This window comes from Wolbachia endosymbiont (group A) of Eristalinus aeneus, from assembly GCF_964026915.1.
GTDB lineage: Bacteria > Pseudomonadota > Alphaproteobacteria > Rickettsiales > Anaplasmataceae > Wolbachia > Wolbachia pipientis.
Genome location: NZ_OZ034712.1, coordinates 323791 through 339908 on the forward strand (window position 1 = coordinate 323791; position 16118 = coordinate 339908).

The following is a 16118-nucleotide window of genomic DNA, read 5'->3' on the forward strand; positions in this document are numbered from 1 at the left end:
GATATTATAGCCTTTTACTTATTTCCGGACAACCTCTAAAAACTTGGTGATCTTATTAATTGATTATCTATTGTTGTATCACTTAAATAAGTTTCAGGGTTATCATCTATTACGTCATCAGTTTCTTGCCCGTTTTCGCTCCAGTTTACGGTACTCTTCCGGGTTTTTCTCTTAATTTTAGAATCACCTTGTTGTAAACTACCCAAGTTTTGTTCTTGCTCCGTTTTACCGGATGAATTACTCGATGCATTAGTTACTTTGTCTCCTTTACTAATATTCTGTTTATCTAAAAAAATAGGAGAAGCTTTTTTAACTTGTTCATGTAATATATCAGATATCTTATAACGACCATTTTTGATGAGATTGTTTAAATATTTTGTTTTGTTTCCCTCTTTATCAAAACAAAGGTCATGCAATCTTTCAAAAATAGAACAAACATCAATTCCTACTCCATGTAGTATTCTAGATAAATCTTTCGGCGTAAAAAGCTTTTTCTCGGCCAAGAAGTGATTTAAATAATTTTCTTCATTAAAACAAACTTTATGAAAGTTTCTTAAAATAAAAGTGGCATTATTTCCCGACATGGATAATATATTAGATAAATCACTTGGCGTAAAACCTGCCTTACGAAAGTCACCTAAAAGCTGTGTTTCGTTTCCTTTCTCATCAAAACAAACATCATGAAAATTTTTTAAAGCAGGGCAAATATTAGCTCCTGCTCCATGCAATATCTTAGATAAGTTACTCAGCGTAAAACTTTCTTCCTCGCTTAAGAAACGATTTAAGTATCTTTTTGTGTCTCCTATAAAACAAAAATCATGAAACCTCTTCAGACTCTTTTCTAGATTATTCTTTGCTCCACTCAACATACTACATAAATTACCCGGCCTAAAACCTACCTTACAGAAATCATCTAAAAGTTTTGTTATTTCTCTTTTCTCATTAAAGCAAACAATATGCAATCTTTTTAAGATAGAAGAAGCACGAGCTCCTGTTCCACATAATGCAGAGGATAAGTTACTTGGCCTAAAGCCTGCTTTATAGAAATCATCTAAAAGTTTTGTTCTTTTTCCTTCATCATTAAAACAGACATTATGCAATTTTTCAAAAGCATATCTAGCTCTAGTTCCTGCTTTACTTAAAATACTGGATAAGTTACTTGGCTTAAAGCTTTTTTCTCCACCTTTTTCCTCAATAAAAAAGTGCTTTAAATGCTGTTTTCTATTTCCTTGCTCATCAAAAAAAGTATCAAATAGTTCTTTAAAAGCTTTAGAAACATTAGCTCCTGCTCCATGCAAAATACTGGATATATTAGTTAGACTCATTCCGTCTTTTTCTAAAATTTTTAAATATTGAGTTTTATTTCCTTCTTCATCAAACCACAGATCATACAAGCTTTTGAAAGCTGCTGCAGCATTAACTCCTGCTCCATTCAAAATACTAGACATATTAGTTAGGTTTATCCCTTTTTCTTCTAGAGTTTTTAAGTATTGAGTTTTATTTCCTTCTTCATCAAACCACAGACCATATAAGTCTTTGAAAGCTGTTACAGCATTAGTCCCTACTCCATGCAAAATACTGGATATATTAGCTAGATTTATTCCCTCTTTTTCTAGGGTTTTTAAATATTGAGTTTTATTTCCTTCTTCACCAAACCATAGGTAATATAGATTTTTAAAAGCTGTTGCAGCATTAGCTCCTGCTCCGCCTAAAATACTGGACATATTAGTTAGACTTACTCCTTCTTTGTCTAGAGTTTTTAAACATTGAGTTTTATTTCCTTCTTCATCAAGCCAAAGGTCATATAAGTCTTTGAAAGCTGTTGCAATATTAGTTCCTGATCCACCTAAAATACTGGACATATTAGTTAGATCTATTCCTTTTTCTTCCAGAATTTTCAGATGTTGAGTTTTATTTCCTTTCACGTCAAACCATAGATTATATAAGTTTTTAAAAGCTGTTGCAGCATTAGTTCCTACTCCATGCAAGATATTGGACATATTAGTTAGATCTATTCCTTCCTCTTCTAGAGTTTTTAGATATTGAGTTTTATTTCCACCTTCATCAAACCACAGATCATATAAGCCTTTAAATGCTTTTGTAGCATTAGCTCCTACTCCATGCAAAATACTGGACATATTAGTTAGATCTATTCCTTCCTCTTCTAGAGTTTTTAGATATTGAGTTTTATTTCCACCTTCATCAAACCACAGATCATATAAGTCTTTAAATGCTTTTGTAGCATTAGCTCCTACTCCATGCAAAATACTGGACATATTAGTTAGATCTATTCCTTCCTCTTCTAGAGTTTTCAGATATTGAGTTTTATTCCCATCTTCATCAAACCACAGATCATATAAGCCTTTAAATGCTGTTGCAGCATTAGCCCCAGCCCCACTTAAAATACTGGACATATTAGTTAAATTTATTTTTTCTTCTCCTAGAGTTTTTAAATATTGAGTTTTATTCCCATCTTCATCAAACCACAGATCATACAAGCCTTTAAATGCTGTTGCAGCATTAGCCCCAGCCCCACTTAAAATACTGGACATATTAGTTAAATTTATTTTTTCTTCTCCTAGAGTTTTTAAATATTGAGTTTCATTCCCATCTTTATCAAACCATAGATCATGTAAGTCTTTAAATGCCGTAGAAGCTTTAGCTCTTGCTCCACTTAAAATACTAGACGTGCTAGCCAAATTTACTCCTTTTCTTTCTAGAGTTTTTAAATATTGAGTTTTATTTCCTTCTTCATCAAACCACAGATCATATAAGTCTTTAAACGCTGTGGGGGCTTTACCTCTTGCTCTATTCAAAATACTAGATATATTAGCTAGATTTATTCCCTCTTTTTCTAGGGTTTTTAAATATTGAGTTTTGTTTCCCTCTTTATCAAACCATAGACGATATAAGCCTTTAAATGCTGTAGGAGCTTTACCTCTCGCTCCGCCTAAGATACTGGACACATTAGTTAAGCTTATTCCTTCTTTTTTCATGACTTTCAGATATTTTTTTCCTTCTCCTTTAATTAAAAAACTTAAGAACTGATTAAATGCAGGTGTTCCTTTTTTACCAACCACACTTTTAGCAAATTTAATTTCTTCATCAATGTTTTTATTTTGAATTTTCTGATAACTAGATCTATTATTTTTTATATCTTCCAAAAGCTTTTCCATTATTCCTTTCGTAATAGGGCCAAATTCATGAGATTCTGACCAACGTAACGCTACTTCATGTAATTTCTCGTAATTATATGGAATATCAGACTTACCTATCTCATTTCTAATAACACTATTCAAATTTTCCCTATTAGGTTGGTTAACTGCAAGTATTAGTTTATCTAAAAATTTCTCTTTTATTTCTATTTCATTCTCATCAGAGAGTCTTCCTTTCTCTTCTTCTTTCTGCAAAGAAGGTGGAAGCTTTAATAGACTTAAAAGTTTCTCTCTTGTTGTTCCTTCTTGCACAAATTGATAAAGACCATTCCCATTTATACACGAACAATTTCTTAAAATTTTATATCTTTTTTCTCGAATATCTATACTATCAAATTTTAAAGGATAAGAATCTTTAGATTGCCCTTTTTTTAATTTTTTTTCTTCTGTAAGGTCTAGATCTGCATCAGTATAGATAATAAAATATTTTATATCCTTATCATTTTCTAATTTTTCAATGAAAAGAGTAAAATATTTATTAATAGAAAACGTATTCTTTCTTTCCTGTCTTTTGGAGGGAAATAACTGATCATAACCAATATTACTATCTGCATTATGAGCTTTTACATAAGTAACTCTATCTTTATAATTAATAGTAATATTATTAGATGTATCATAGCTTCTTTCCTCAAAACTTATGGAAAGCATGTTTTTATTCAAGAACATTTCATGCAAGAAGAGTATTAATAAATTGAATTCATATATAACTCCAGATATATAATTCTTAAGTTTTTTATCCTTTTCTGGAGCTGTTAAATCACACAATATTCTTTCTTGTAATGCTATATAATCGTCTTGAACTTTACTATTTTTTTTTATTTCGTTTTTAACGATGTTGTTCAGTTCTTCTCTATTAGGCTGATTAACTGCAAGTACTAATTTATCTAAAAATGCTTTTTTTGTTTCTTTTTCAAACTCTTGAGAAAGTTTTCTCCCTTTTATTGCTTTTTGCATAGCAGGAGAAAATTCTAATTGTCCTAAAAGTTCTTCTCTTGTTGCATCATCCTGCAAAAACTGATAAAAACCACTCCCTTGCGTATTATCATTTGTAAACAAAAAGTCTTTTAAAATGTCACATTCCTCTGTATTTATGCTATCAAATTTAAAAGGATAAAAATTTCTCAACTGTCCTTTTTTTAATTCCTTTTTTTCTGTAAGATCCAAGCCTGAATTAGTATAGACAATAAGATATTCTACATTATTTGATAAACTATCTGATTTAGAGATTAGATGTTTAACAAAACTACCAAAGTAACTATTAATAGAAGAACTTCGTCTTTCTTTAGTAAATAATTTAGCATAGCTAATATCATTATCTATATAATATTCGTCTACATTTTCAATTCGTATATGAATAGACTTCTTTTCGTAACGAAGAACAATATTACTAAAAATATCAATTTCAGAATCTTCAAACGCTAATGACAATGAAGGATATTTATGTTCATACGTAGACTTTCTAAGTGAGCAAAGCACTGACAAGTCTAATCGATACATAAGCCCTATCAAATGATGAGGAATGTATTGCTTAGTTTGACAAGTATTATCTAATTCATTCTGTCTAGGTTCATCTTGTAAATCACTAGGAGATTCTAAATCTTCATTACTAGCAACATTTACATCCATGCGCGCCCTTTTTGGTGCTTTATTATCTTTATCCATAACAGAACGCCCACGTTTTCTACTTGTTTTATGATTTTTCTTACCTGGACCCCTTGAATGACTACCTTGTTTATGCGAGGAGTTTTCTATATCTTGTAATGGTGTAGAAATGTAAGATTGAGAAATATTGTTTGAATTTGAACCTACCACATTACCGTAAGCTTCCTCTCTAGAAACTTTTATGCTTCTCTTTATATCTTTTTCAATATTACTAAGAAGTGGTACAAAATGGTTCCTGTAATTCACTATGTAAATAATATTATTACCTGTACCTACCTTACCTTTAGTAACATGTAATCCATCTATCTCTTTATCTCTCAATTCTATAGTCCTAACTTTCACGCCATACTTTTCGCATATCATTTTTCCTTCAACTTCAGGTCTTCCCCATATAGCGTTTTCCAACTTTAGAATTTTTATTTCTGAATCAGAGCTTGTATTTTCAATGTCTTCTGCAGTAAATTCAATACGCGGAATATATTCACAAAGTTTTTCACCTTCTCCTTTTAAAGCACTACCCAACCATGAACCTTTTTTTGATTGATTAACTTGTTGTGCATATTGCTTACAATTTTCCCGCAAAGACTTTACACTAAATCCTTTACTACCTGCAATCAGACCTTTATCTTTTAGCTCGTTCAATCCTTGAGCTATGGAATCAAAGAAACAATCCCCTTCACCTATAGCAGCTCCTATCTTAAAGCCCTCAGGCAATTTCTTCCTTAGTGTCTCTAAAAGTTGATTAAGCTTCTTTTTTTCCTCTTCATTCTTTGCATTTTTTATCCCACTGAAAATGGAAATAGGTTCTCTAGTAACAAAATCTGACTTTTCTAGAGTGCTCTTACTATTAGAGGTTGTCCGGAAACTAGTAAATTCAAGCATATTCCCTCTTTAACATAACCCTACTCATAGCTAGGTATATGAAATTCTCAGTGGATGTTGTGAGTAAATCATACTCCTTCGATAGCCTTCTATTCCTATTAACCCAAGCAAAAGTCCTTTCTACAACCCATCTTCTTGGCTGTACTTTAAACCCTTGTTCTCTTGTTGGTAGTAGCTCAGGTGGCGTATCTTTGTGCACCCAAAATCTACATGGAGGCCTTTTAACAATTTCAATATCTATGTCATATTCTTCCTTTATGTGATTCTTTAAATTTCTTCCTTGGTATCCCATGTCAGCCCACATTTTTTTAACTTTAGTATATTTTGTTCTCATATTGTTTAATGCTATTTTAATACCATCTCTATCATTTTCGTTAGCAGCGCCTACGTAACAACCTAGTATAAAACCCTGAGTGTCTGTAATTATATGCCTTTTTCTACCCTTTACTTTTTTACTTCCATCATAGCCTTTGATCCTCCCTTTTCTGTAGTCTTTACAGATTGACTATCTACTATACAGGCACTCGGCTGCTCATTCCTTCCTATTTTTCTTCTACTATATTTTGTAATTTCATAATTCATTTTCTCAAAAATTCCCTGCTTCTTCCATTGCCTGAACTGCTCATACACAGTCTTCCATAGCGGAAAATCATTTGGTAAATACCGCCATTGACACCCTGTACGCAATACATAGAAAATTGCTTCTAATATTTCTCTTTTGCTATACTTTGGCGGCCTTCCTCCTTTCTTGTATGATACTCTGAAGTGTCTTTCTATTCTTGCCCATTCCCTTTCGCTTAGATCTGTTGGATACTTTTTTCTCATCTTTACCCCGTACTAAAATTTCAGATATTATAGCCTTTTACTTATTTCCGGACAACCTCTAACATATTCTTCGAGTATTTTTGGGTCTATTTTTCGAATAAAGCTGCCGTTTTTCGATGGCCTTAGGCTTTCACCAGCGGCTTTCTTTCTTAACCAGCGGTACAGAGTTGCTATTCCTATCTCCAAAAGCTCTGCCACCTCAACCTTTGACTTCCCTTTTTCTATCATCGATACTGCCCTTTCCCTTAAATCCACACTATACGCCATTATAACTCAAATAGCTTATTATACCTTTATCATTTACTCTGGGAAGTACTATAGTTGAAAAAATCAACAAAGTAAAGTTATCTTTTTATAACTAATAACATTATTTCAATATTTTTGTCATTAAATTAATAATATGGTCGCTTTTGTTTAATTAAAAATAATAACCGTGAGAACTTTTTGTTTTGGGGTGCGTTGGTCTATCACTCAATACGTGCGAACTTTTCTATATAATAATTCTACTATATCGTAAAACCAGCTATATTAGCCTACTTTAGCCACATTTATATACGAATTAATTTGCCTAGCTTTGTTGCAGTAATTTTATGTTTTTATTTTCACAACGCCGCTTTTGTTTAAATTGTTCTCACAAATATACGTACTTTTTTCGTGTTTTTGAAGAAAGTAAATAATGAAATTTTTTGTGACGCTAAAGTTAGGTGTTTCTTTCAAAGGTATTCTATCCACAAGAAGATATTGCCTTGTTGTGTTTTCCATCTGACAGTTTCACCCTCACACGTTTAAAAGACCATTATAAATAAGCCATAAACTGTATTAGTTGATTGGAGTTTGAGTGATATCTTTATAATTAAAGGCATTACACCCAATAGGATCATTTTCTTTTTTAGCACTATAGTAGTTTCTAATGCCATGGCTCAACTGCTTGGAATAATCAAAATTAAATGCTCCATCATCAAATGATTCTTCCTTTAGATTCCTAAACCAATGTTTTATTTCTTGTTCCTTTGCATGCTTTGGTGGTACTGATGAAGATTTCTCAGGATGTTGTGCTGTACTATGGCATGACAAACATGAAGATTTTTTATTATCTATTGGACCATTAAGTCTACCTAAATATCCTAAAGAACTTTTCATCACATCGGGATTTATCCAACATTCTAATAACCTTTTTCCGATTATATAATCTGCCGTAAAATAATTAGTGTCGTTACCCCAAGCAATACCCATTAACTTCATATTCAACCATGGATTTTTATTATTTATGGTACAATCATAAATAAACGTACCTGCAACCCATCCTGTTTCTTCTGATCTCTTATCTTTGACTAAAAAGTCAATTTGAAATAATCTCAGTTGCTTAAATACCTTTGGAGTTCCTTTTTCAGATTGATTAATATAGCTAGTCCAAGAGATACTGTTTTTAAGAGTTGGAATATCCTTCTGTGTTGCTTCTGTGAATACTAATTTTGTGCTTACTGTACCATCTAAGAATTCCCCTCTGGTAATATCAGGATTGTTTATATCTTTCCAGACTTGCCCATATGTATAGCTACCTTGCTCATTAACAATAGAAATTGCCCAATTTTGTAGCATGGATTTTTGATCATTATGCAATTCACCAGGCTTAAAGGATCGTTCTCTCGTTAAACCATTAACAAATTCTCTACCATTTATCCCGTAGTGCATCCATGGCGCATGATAGAGGTTGTCCGGAAACTAGTAAATTCAAGCATATTCCCTCTTTAACATAACCCTACTCATAGCTAGGTATATGAAATTCTCAGTGGATGTTGTGAGTAAATCATACTCCTTCGATAGCCTTCTATTCCTATTAACCCAAGCAAAAGTCCTTTCTACAACCCATCTTCTTGGCTGTACTTTAAACCCTTGTTCTCTTGTTGGTAGTAGCTCAGGTGGCGTATCTTTGTGCACCCAAAATCTACATGGAGGCCTTTTAACAATTTCAATATCTATGTCATATTCTTCCTTTATGTGATTCTTTAAATTTCTTCCTTGGTATCCCATGTCAGCCCACATTTTTTTAACTTTAGTATATTTTGTTCTCATATTGTTTAATGCTATTTTAATACCATCTCTATCATTTTCGTTAGCAGCGCCTACGTAACAACCTAGTATAAAACCCTGAGTGTCTGTAATTATATGCCTTTTTCTACCCTTTACTTTTTTACTTCCATCATAGCCTTTGATCCCCCCTTTTCTGTAGTCTTTACAGATTGACTATCTACTATACAGGCACTCGGCTGCTCATTCCTTCCTATTTTTCTTCTACTATATTTTGTAATTTCATAATTCATTTTCTCAAAAATTCCCTGCTTCTTCCATTGCCTGAACTGCTCATACACAGTCTTCCATAGCGGAAAATCATTTGGTAAATACCGCCATTGACACCCTGTACGCAATACATAGAAAATTGCTTCTAATATTTCTCTTTTGCTATACTTTGGCGGCCTTCCTCCTTTCTTGTATGATACTCTGAAGTGTTTTTCTATTCTTGCCCATTCCCTTTCGCTTAGATCTGTTGGATACTTTTTTCTCATCTTTACCCCGTACTAAAATTTCAGATATTATAGCCTTTTACTTATTTCCGGACAACCTCTGAGCAGCTCACTTTTGCCAAAAGCTTTCTGGGTTTACTATACTGACATTATGTCCTAAATCGTGCATAAAAGTAGCCAAATCTTCTCCATACCAACTAGTTGCTTCAAGACATAAATGAGTAAGATTTGCTCCATGGCCATTGCACCAAACTACAAGTTTTGCAAAACCATCTTGATTATTTTGAAAGACTTTGTGTCGTTTTTTACTGTCCACTAACAAACAAACATCAAATTTCTTTTTTGAAATATCCACACCCAAAATAGCATTTACTTGCATAAAATTGCCTCCAAGACTATAAATAAACTGAGAGTTTAGACTAACCTTGTAATACGGGATATAATTCCAAAAGATACTGTTCAGTCTTTAACTCTATGGGAGGGAAGCAAAATCTGGCTTAATGGCATTAGTGTCGCATCAGCTTCACCCTCCCTGTGAGGTATTTTAGCTCTAATGCCTCACATCATAAAGATACAAGTGTCACGCACTGGGATGACGAGAAAGGAGCACTGGAATTTTTGTTTCAATATTTGTACATGAGCCATGCATCTGAACAGATACAATGTTATAACTAGAGATAATTTTTAAATGATTGATATTTATGAACTACGACTTTTCTTGTTGTCCACTTGTTCAACATTACCCTTCTCAAGTTTACTATCTACTTCTTTTGTGTGTTCATCATCTATACTAGTTTCATCTTTTATCTTACTAGGGTAATCTTCCTGCGATTTTTTATATGCTTCCATGTTGTCATATATAGGGTTACTGATGATTTCTATTTTTTCAGGTGTGAAAATCCTTGCTAAAAATCTCCTTATTATTGGTATTGACCTTAAGAGATCTCTTAGCTTTGAAGATTCTTGTCTTTTGTTTAGAGACTGTTGGTCTATTTTAGAGGTTTTTACACCATACTTTTTATCATCAAAATTTATTGTAGGCTTTCTTTTATTCGAAAGAACACTTTGGGCCTTTGATCCATTGGTTCCTTCAGGCCCTTGAGGTGTAGACATTGCAGGTTTAACCTTAGTTTCATCGTATTCCTTACTCATCTTTCATTTCATTATGTAATATTACTAATATTGCATAATAATAGCTAAATTACAATTAATTGCAAGGTAAAATATTAAAACAATTGTAAATTTTGTCAGTAAAAATATAATAGAACTTTAAAATTAGAGGTTCATCTATATGAGATACAAAATTGCTGTTATTGGAGCAACCGGAAGAGTAGGGCGTGAGGTATTAAGCACGCTTGCTGAATTTCAAGATGAGGCGATAGATTGCGTTATTGCACTTGCATCGAAAAAATCAGAAGGGAAGAAGGTGAGCTTTGGTGACAAAGAGTTAACAGTTTTATGCCTTGAGGATTATGACTTCGTTGGAACTAATGTAGCCATTTTCTGTGCTGGATCTCATGTTTCTGAAGAGTATGTACCAATTGCAACACAGGCTGGATGCATCGTGATAGATAACAGTTCCCATTTTAGAATGAAAGAGGGTGTGCCACTCATTATTCCAGAGATTAATAAAGAAAAAATTATGGAATATAAAAACCACAACATAATATCCAATCCAAACTGTACTACAATACAGATGCTGCTAGTACTACATCTATTACACCAAAAAGCAAAAATAAAGAGAATCGTTGCTTCAACTTATCAATCAACTTCTGGTGCAGGCAAAGCAGCAATGGATGAGCTCTATGACCAGACAAAAAAAATCTTTATGAACGAAGCTAAAAAACCCAAGATATTCTCTAAGCAAATAGCATTCAATTGCATTCCCCATGTAGGAGAATTCATGGAAAATGGCTCTACAGAAGAGGAATGGAAAATGCAAGAGGAGACAAAAAAAATTTTAGAGGAAGATATAAAAGTTACTGCAACTTGTGTAAGGGTACCCGTCTTTATCGGTCACGCTATGGCAGTAAATGTGGAATTTGATCAACATATCACTGAAGAACAAGCTCGTGAAGTGCTAAGTGAAGCCGAAGATAGTGGAGTTTTAGTGTACAACAGGCGTGAAGATAGTGAATACATAACTCAAATTGATGTTGTACAGGAGAATGCTGTATATGTATCGCGTATTAGAAGAGACAATACTGTTGAGCACGGATTAAATATGTGGATAGTGGCTGACAACCTGCGCAAAGGCGCAGCATTAAATATAGTGCAGATTCTTGAGATTTTGATAAGAGAGCATTTGTCAATCAAGTGCATATAGAGCGCACGTACGTTGTAATTCGAAGGAAATTGTATATCACATGGCAGCGCGTGACGCTGGAATGGCTTTGTTGCATCGCTACTTATGAAAGGCTAACTATAATTAGGATTATAAGCAACTTATTGAAAATCTTGTTTTTTTGCAATCAATCTGATCAAATTTAAGAATAGTAATTTGTTATTTATATTAATAAATTTAATTCTATTGAAAATAGCTAAAGCATTGAAATTCTTGAATTTTAGCCGGATTAGTGAGTGGTAGTGAAATTTCTTTTACTCAAATTTAGGTATTCACTGACCGTTCTTGTTATAAATACCAGAATAATAAGCTACTGATATTCTCCACCTTTTTTATCTTTAATCCATCATAGCTAGCGATGCAACAAAGCCGGCTGGATTCCAGTGTCAAGCACTGGAATGACACCATTTGCTGTGCAGTTTACCTTCAAAAATGAATGTTCGTACAGCTATGGAATAAATCGCGGTATGACGGTTCGCAGCGGTATAGTAACTCGTCACCCCGCTACTTGTTAGCGGCTGAGATACCGCGGCGGTATGACGTAGAAGCTATACTTTTATACTCACCAACTCAGTATCCAATCTGGATCCAAGTAGTCAAGCTATTCGGATGACACCCTCATAAAGTGAAATGAGATCCCGCTAACACGTAGCGGGATGACGGGAAAAGAGGTACTGGGAGACATCCTTCCTGGTAGACCCAAATCACAATGTTCGCACAGTTGTGCGTCACGCGCTGCCGAACACTGTATGGTTATACAAGAAAAATTAAGGCTTAAAAGGAAACTTAAGCAGCTAATAGGGCCTAAGCCTTCTTAATAAAACATAAAAAGCCCCTTTACCACCATGTTTTTTCGTAGCTTGTTGGTAGTATAGAACCATATGCTGGATTTTAGTGTCATTTAACCATTTATTTAAGTTACTCTTTATAGTGTCTGTTTTATTTGTTGCACTGCCGTATCCCGTAATTACCAATAAACATCTATTTCCTGCTCGATAATTTTTGATAATAAAATCTATCAATTTACAGTAAGCATCCTCTATACTATAGCCGTGCAAATCGAGCTTATCGCTTATAAAATATTTACCCCTATCAACTTTTGATTTTGTGTTTTTGTCAAGACAAAATGATGAGTGACCATTATTGGTATTAAGAAAATTCCTTTGTAAGTCGGAGGTACCTTTATCAACCATAGACTTTATATTTACTTTATGATCAACTTTCAAAGTAACTTTTCCACATTCTATTGGCTTAACATTTTTTTGCCAATCTAACTCATCGTCCGACATAAACGCATTAATCGAATTGTATAATTTTACAACAATATCCAAACATAGTAAAATGTTGCTTATTCTATAAAAACCCGATTTTCGATAATACGATGAAATCGTCAAAAACTAATGAGAATTTTTGGCTGTATGGAAAGCACACCTGCATGTCAGCACTGAAGAATAAAAATAGGCGGTGTATAGAACTGTTAGTAACAGAAAATTTCTATAGAGAACATGAAAAAGAAATTAGGCAATGTGTAAATAGTAAGGGCATTAAAGTTCGATTAGTAGAAAACAAAATACTTAATGACGTTTTATCTAAAGGTGCTAACCATCAAGGAATTGCTTTAAATGTTGCCCCTATTCTTTATAACTTAAGCATCGAAGAGGTAGCTGAAAGCTCAAACGACAGCTCTACTATAGTCATTTTAGATCAAGTCACTGACACGCACAATATTGGGTCAATTTTAAGAACTTCAGCTTGTTTTAATGTCGACGCATTGGTTTTACCACATAACCATTCACCGAGTGAAAATGCATCTATTGCAAAAGCAGCAAGTGGGGCTTTAGATATTGTTCCGCTAATATACGTTACAAATATAGTAAAAACTATGCAGTATTTAAAAAAGGTCGGCTACTGGTGTTACGGGTTTGATTGCAATGCTAAAGAAAATATAGATGAAATAAAGAGTCTTGAGAAAAAAAGAGTAATTATTTTTGGTTCTGAAGAGAAAGGAATGCGGAGGTTAGTTAAAGAAAATTGTGATTATCTTTTAAAGATCCCAATATCAAACGTAATTGACAGCTTAAATGTTTCAAATGCAGCAGCAATAGGCCTATATTCTATTTATATTAAAACAAATGCCAGCGCATAGCTGTTTATAATAAAAACACTTGATAAAAATGTGGTTTTATATTATAATGTGTTAAATAATGGACAAAAGGAGTTATATTATGTCTTATATGAGAAATGAACAGGATATTCGCTCTCAAGGCGTTTACTATAGCGCTGGGCTTAGAAGTTACCTAACTAAAGTATACAATTACATGGCTTTAGCTTTGGGCGTCACAGGGCTTGTTGCATTTTTAACAGTATTTTCTGGTCTTTTTCAAGTAATTTATTCTAATCCCGTTCTATCGCTTGTGGTAATGTTATCTCCGGTTGCATTGGTGTTCTACATGTCTTATAGAATTCAACACCTAAGTGCTCAGTCTGCCGTTACTATATTTTTCTCGTTCTCAGTGTTAATGGGGCTTTCCTTATCTTATGTTTTTATAGTTTATACTGCAGAAAATATAGCAAGGGCGTTTTTCATTACATCAATCATGTTTGGCTCTATGGCTTTATATGGCAATACTACAAAAAGAGATCTTACAAGTATGGGCTCTTTCTTGATTATGGGAGTTTGGGGGTTAATCATTGCGTCTATAGTAAATTTATTTCTTGGAAGTAGTCCTCTCCACTTTGCAATATCGTTCATATCAGTAATAGTCTTTACCTTAATGACTGCGTATGATGCTCAAAGAATCAAGGACGTTTATTATAAACATAATGACGGATCAGAAGTTGCTACTACTAAATTGGCAATACTCGGTGCAACTAATCTTTATTTTGACTTTATTAATATGTTTCTCAATCTACTCAGGTTACTTAACTTGTTCAACAATAGGGATTAGATGTTTTCCTTTTTAAGGAAAGGCAGTAAGAATTCTATAGTTTTCTTTTTAGTATCTTTAGTTGTGTCGATGATATGTCTTGCATATGCATCGGTACCTCTATATAGCATTTTCTGTAAAGCTACTGGGTATGGTGGCACAATAAGAAAAGTAACTAACACAACAACAAATATAACTAACCAAAAGATCAGGGTCCATTTCAATGCTGATATAATGTCCGATCTACCTTGGGAGTTTAAATCAGAAACTAACTACGTTGACGTAAACATAGGAGAACAAAGTTTAGCGTTTTATTACGCAAAAAATCTATCTGATCAGCCTTCATTTGGAATGGCGGTGTATAACGTTACGCCTTTCAAAGCAGGTAAGTATTTCAATAAAATTGCATGCTTTTGTTTTGAAGAACAAATGTTGCTACCAAAACAAAAAGCAGCTATGCCCGTATCTTTTTATATAGATCCTGAGATAATGCTTGATAACAATACAAAAGATTTGAGCGAAATAACACTGTCATACACGTTTTTTAAGCTTAAGTAACAGAATGTTTGCAAACCATGTCATTTCAGTAATCAATAGGGTGTCATCCAAGTAGCTGACACTGGAATGACAGGAGGTAACGCAAGAAGTCTATTGATTGTGAAAACAATAACTTTGCAAAATATTAATTGTTAGATAACATAATCAAAGTTTTTGTCTTAATATTCATCATGGTTAGAGCTATACAAATTAAAAAAACTGGGGGACCAGAAGTATTAGAATTTGTAGATAAGAGCATAGGTGAGCCAAAAGGCGAGGAAGTCTTAGTGCGTCACACAACTATCGGCTTAAATCGTTATGATTTAGAGCACAGAAAAGGTACACGCAAAATTAAAAATTTACCATCAGTGCTTGGAGTGGAAGCAGTGGGAGTTATTGAAAAGCTTGGTAAAAAAATCAGTGATGGGTTGAAGGTCGGAGATAGAGTTGGATATTGCACAGCTCCTCCAGGGGCATATTGTGAAAAGCGCATTATACACCAGAAATATCTGATAAAAATTCCAGATGACATATCTGATGAAGTTGCTGCTGCAGTGCTGTTTAAAGGTATGACAGCTCACTATTTAGTTAATCAATCTTATAAAATCAGGCCTGGTGCTTTCGTGCTAGTTCATGGGGCTAATGGTGGCTTAGGACAAATAATATGCCAATGGGCAAAGGATAAAAAAGGTGTAGTGATAGGTTCTGTAAGCTCTGATGAAAAAATGAAGATAGCTTTACAAAGTGGCTGCACATACGCAATAAACTACAATGATAAAGACTTCGTTTCTAAAATTATGGAGATTACGCAAAACAGAGGAGTAGGTACAGTATATGACCCCATAGGTTACGCTACAAGCAAGCTCTCTTTTGAATCTTTAGGCAGGTTCGGCATATACGTTTCCTATGGGCAGATATCAGGTAACGCTCCTATTAGTTTTTCTTTACTTAGTTCACGTTCGTTATTTGCAACTGGAACCTCAATATACCATTATAAGCATGATAGATTCACATTAGTGCTTACCACAATGGAAATCTTCGAGATGATAAGAAAAAAACTTTTAACTGTACGGATCAATAAAAAATATAAATTTGATGAAATAATTCAAGCACATCGTGATATGGAAAATAGAAAAGCGAGTGGGTTAAATATTATCAAAATCTCTTAAATAAATTAGTAATTTAAACTAACCATTCATTAAGT

General features: G+C 33.5%; 13 protein-coding genes. 5 read left to right on the forward strand and 8 right to left on the reverse strand.

Going from position 1 to position 16118, the window contains the following annotated elements:
* Nucleotides 1–35: 35 nt before the first annotated feature.
* The 7 genes from AAGD62_RS01680 to AAGD62_RS01710 all read right to left on the reverse strand — a co-directional run bounded on the left by AAGD62_RS01680 (nt 36) and on the right by AAGD62_RS01710 (nt 10258).
* Nucleotides 36–5759 carry a hypothetical protein gene (locus tag AAGD62_RS01680; RefSeq protein WP_341812724.1) on the reverse strand — a complete coding sequence of 1908 codons (5724 nt, stop codon included), beginning with the start codon at nt 5757–5759 and terminating at the stop codon, nt 36–38.
* A protein-coding gene (locus AAGD62_RS01685; protein WP_341812725.1) for an IS5-like element ISWpi1 family transposase occupies nt 5752–6584 on the reverse strand; the annotation gives its coding sequence in 2 pieces (ribosomal slippage) (nt 5752–6215 and nt 6215–6584; 834 coding nt in all). The genes AAGD62_RS01680 and AAGD62_RS01685 overlap by 8 nt, the downstream gene beginning before the upstream one ends.
* A gap of 27 nt (nt 6585–6611) precedes the next feature.
* Nucleotides 6612–6851, reverse strand: coding sequence for an IS630 transposase-related protein (locus AAGD62_RS01690; RefSeq protein WP_341812726.1), 240 nt, complete (start codon nt 6849–6851; stop codon nt 6612–6614).
* 552 nt (nt 6852–7403) lie between these two features.
* On the reverse strand, nt 7404–8276 hold the full coding sequence (locus AAGD62_RS01695; protein WP_341812727.1) for a hypothetical protein: 873 nt from the start codon (nt 8274–8276) through the stop codon (nt 7404–7406).
* A gap of 39 nt (nt 8277–8315) precedes the next feature.
* Nucleotides 8316–9148 (reverse strand): IS5-like element ISWpi1 family transposase gene (locus AAGD62_RS01700; RefSeq protein ID WP_094189578.1). Its coding sequence is split into 2 segments (ribosomal slippage): nt 8316–8779 and nt 8779–9148, totalling 834 coding nucleotides; the frame shifts between segments, so codons are not numbered across the junction.
* A 67-nt stretch (nt 9149–9215) separates the two neighbouring features.
* A complete protein-coding gene (locus AAGD62_RS01705) occupies nt 9216–9485 on the reverse strand; it encodes an IS110 family transposase (protein WP_007552972.1) in 270 nt (89 codons plus the stop codon).
* Between the two features lie 320 nt (nt 9486–9805).
* Nucleotides 9806–10258, reverse strand: coding sequence for a hypothetical protein (locus AAGD62_RS01710; protein ID WP_015589289.1), 453 nt, complete (start codon nt 10256–10258; stop codon nt 9806–9808).
* A 139-nt stretch (nt 10259–10397) separates the two neighbouring features.
* Here AAGD62_RS01710 and AAGD62_RS01715 point away from each other — a divergent pair, with 139 nt between their 5' ends.
* On the forward strand, nt 10398–11432 hold the full coding sequence (locus AAGD62_RS01715; protein ID WP_010962945.1) for an aspartate-semialdehyde dehydrogenase: 1035 nt from the start codon (nt 10398–10400) through the stop codon (nt 11430–11432).
* An 812-nt stretch (nt 11433–12244) separates the two neighbouring features.
* Here AAGD62_RS01715 and AAGD62_RS01720 read toward each other — a convergent pair.
* Entirely contained in the window at nt 12245–12739 is a 495-nt protein-coding gene (locus AAGD62_RS01720; protein ID WP_155969325.1) for a Smr/MutS family protein, read from the reverse strand.
* 92 nt (nt 12740–12831) lie between these two features.
* Between AAGD62_RS01720 and rlmB the strand changes: the two genes are divergently transcribed.
* The 4 genes from rlmB to AAGD62_RS01740 all read left to right on the forward strand — a co-directional run bounded on the left by rlmB (nt 12832) and on the right by AAGD62_RS01740 (nt 16083).
* A complete protein-coding gene (rlmB, locus tag AAGD62_RS01725) occupies nt 12832–13596 on the forward strand; it encodes a 23S rRNA (guanosine(2251)-2'-O)-methyltransferase RlmB (protein ID WP_155969327.1) in 765 nt (254 codons plus the stop codon).
* Nucleotides 13597–13675: 79 nt separating this feature from the next.
* A complete protein-coding gene (locus AAGD62_RS01730; RefSeq protein ID WP_155969329.1) occupies nt 13676–14398 on the forward strand; it encodes a Bax inhibitor-1/YccA family protein in 723 nt (240 codons plus the stop codon).
* Nucleotides 14399–14935: a cytochrome c oxidase assembly protein gene (locus AAGD62_RS01735; RefSeq protein WP_006279376.1), complete on the forward strand. Its 537-nt coding sequence runs from the start codon at nt 14399–14401 to the stop codon at nt 14933–14935. It begins immediately after the preceding gene.
* Between the two features lie 170 nt (nt 14936–15105).
* Nucleotides 15106–16083, forward strand: coding sequence for a quinone oxidoreductase family protein (locus AAGD62_RS01740; RefSeq protein ID WP_155969331.1), 978 nt, complete (start codon nt 15106–15108; stop codon nt 16081–16083).
* Nucleotides 16084–16118 lie beyond the last annotated feature (35 nt).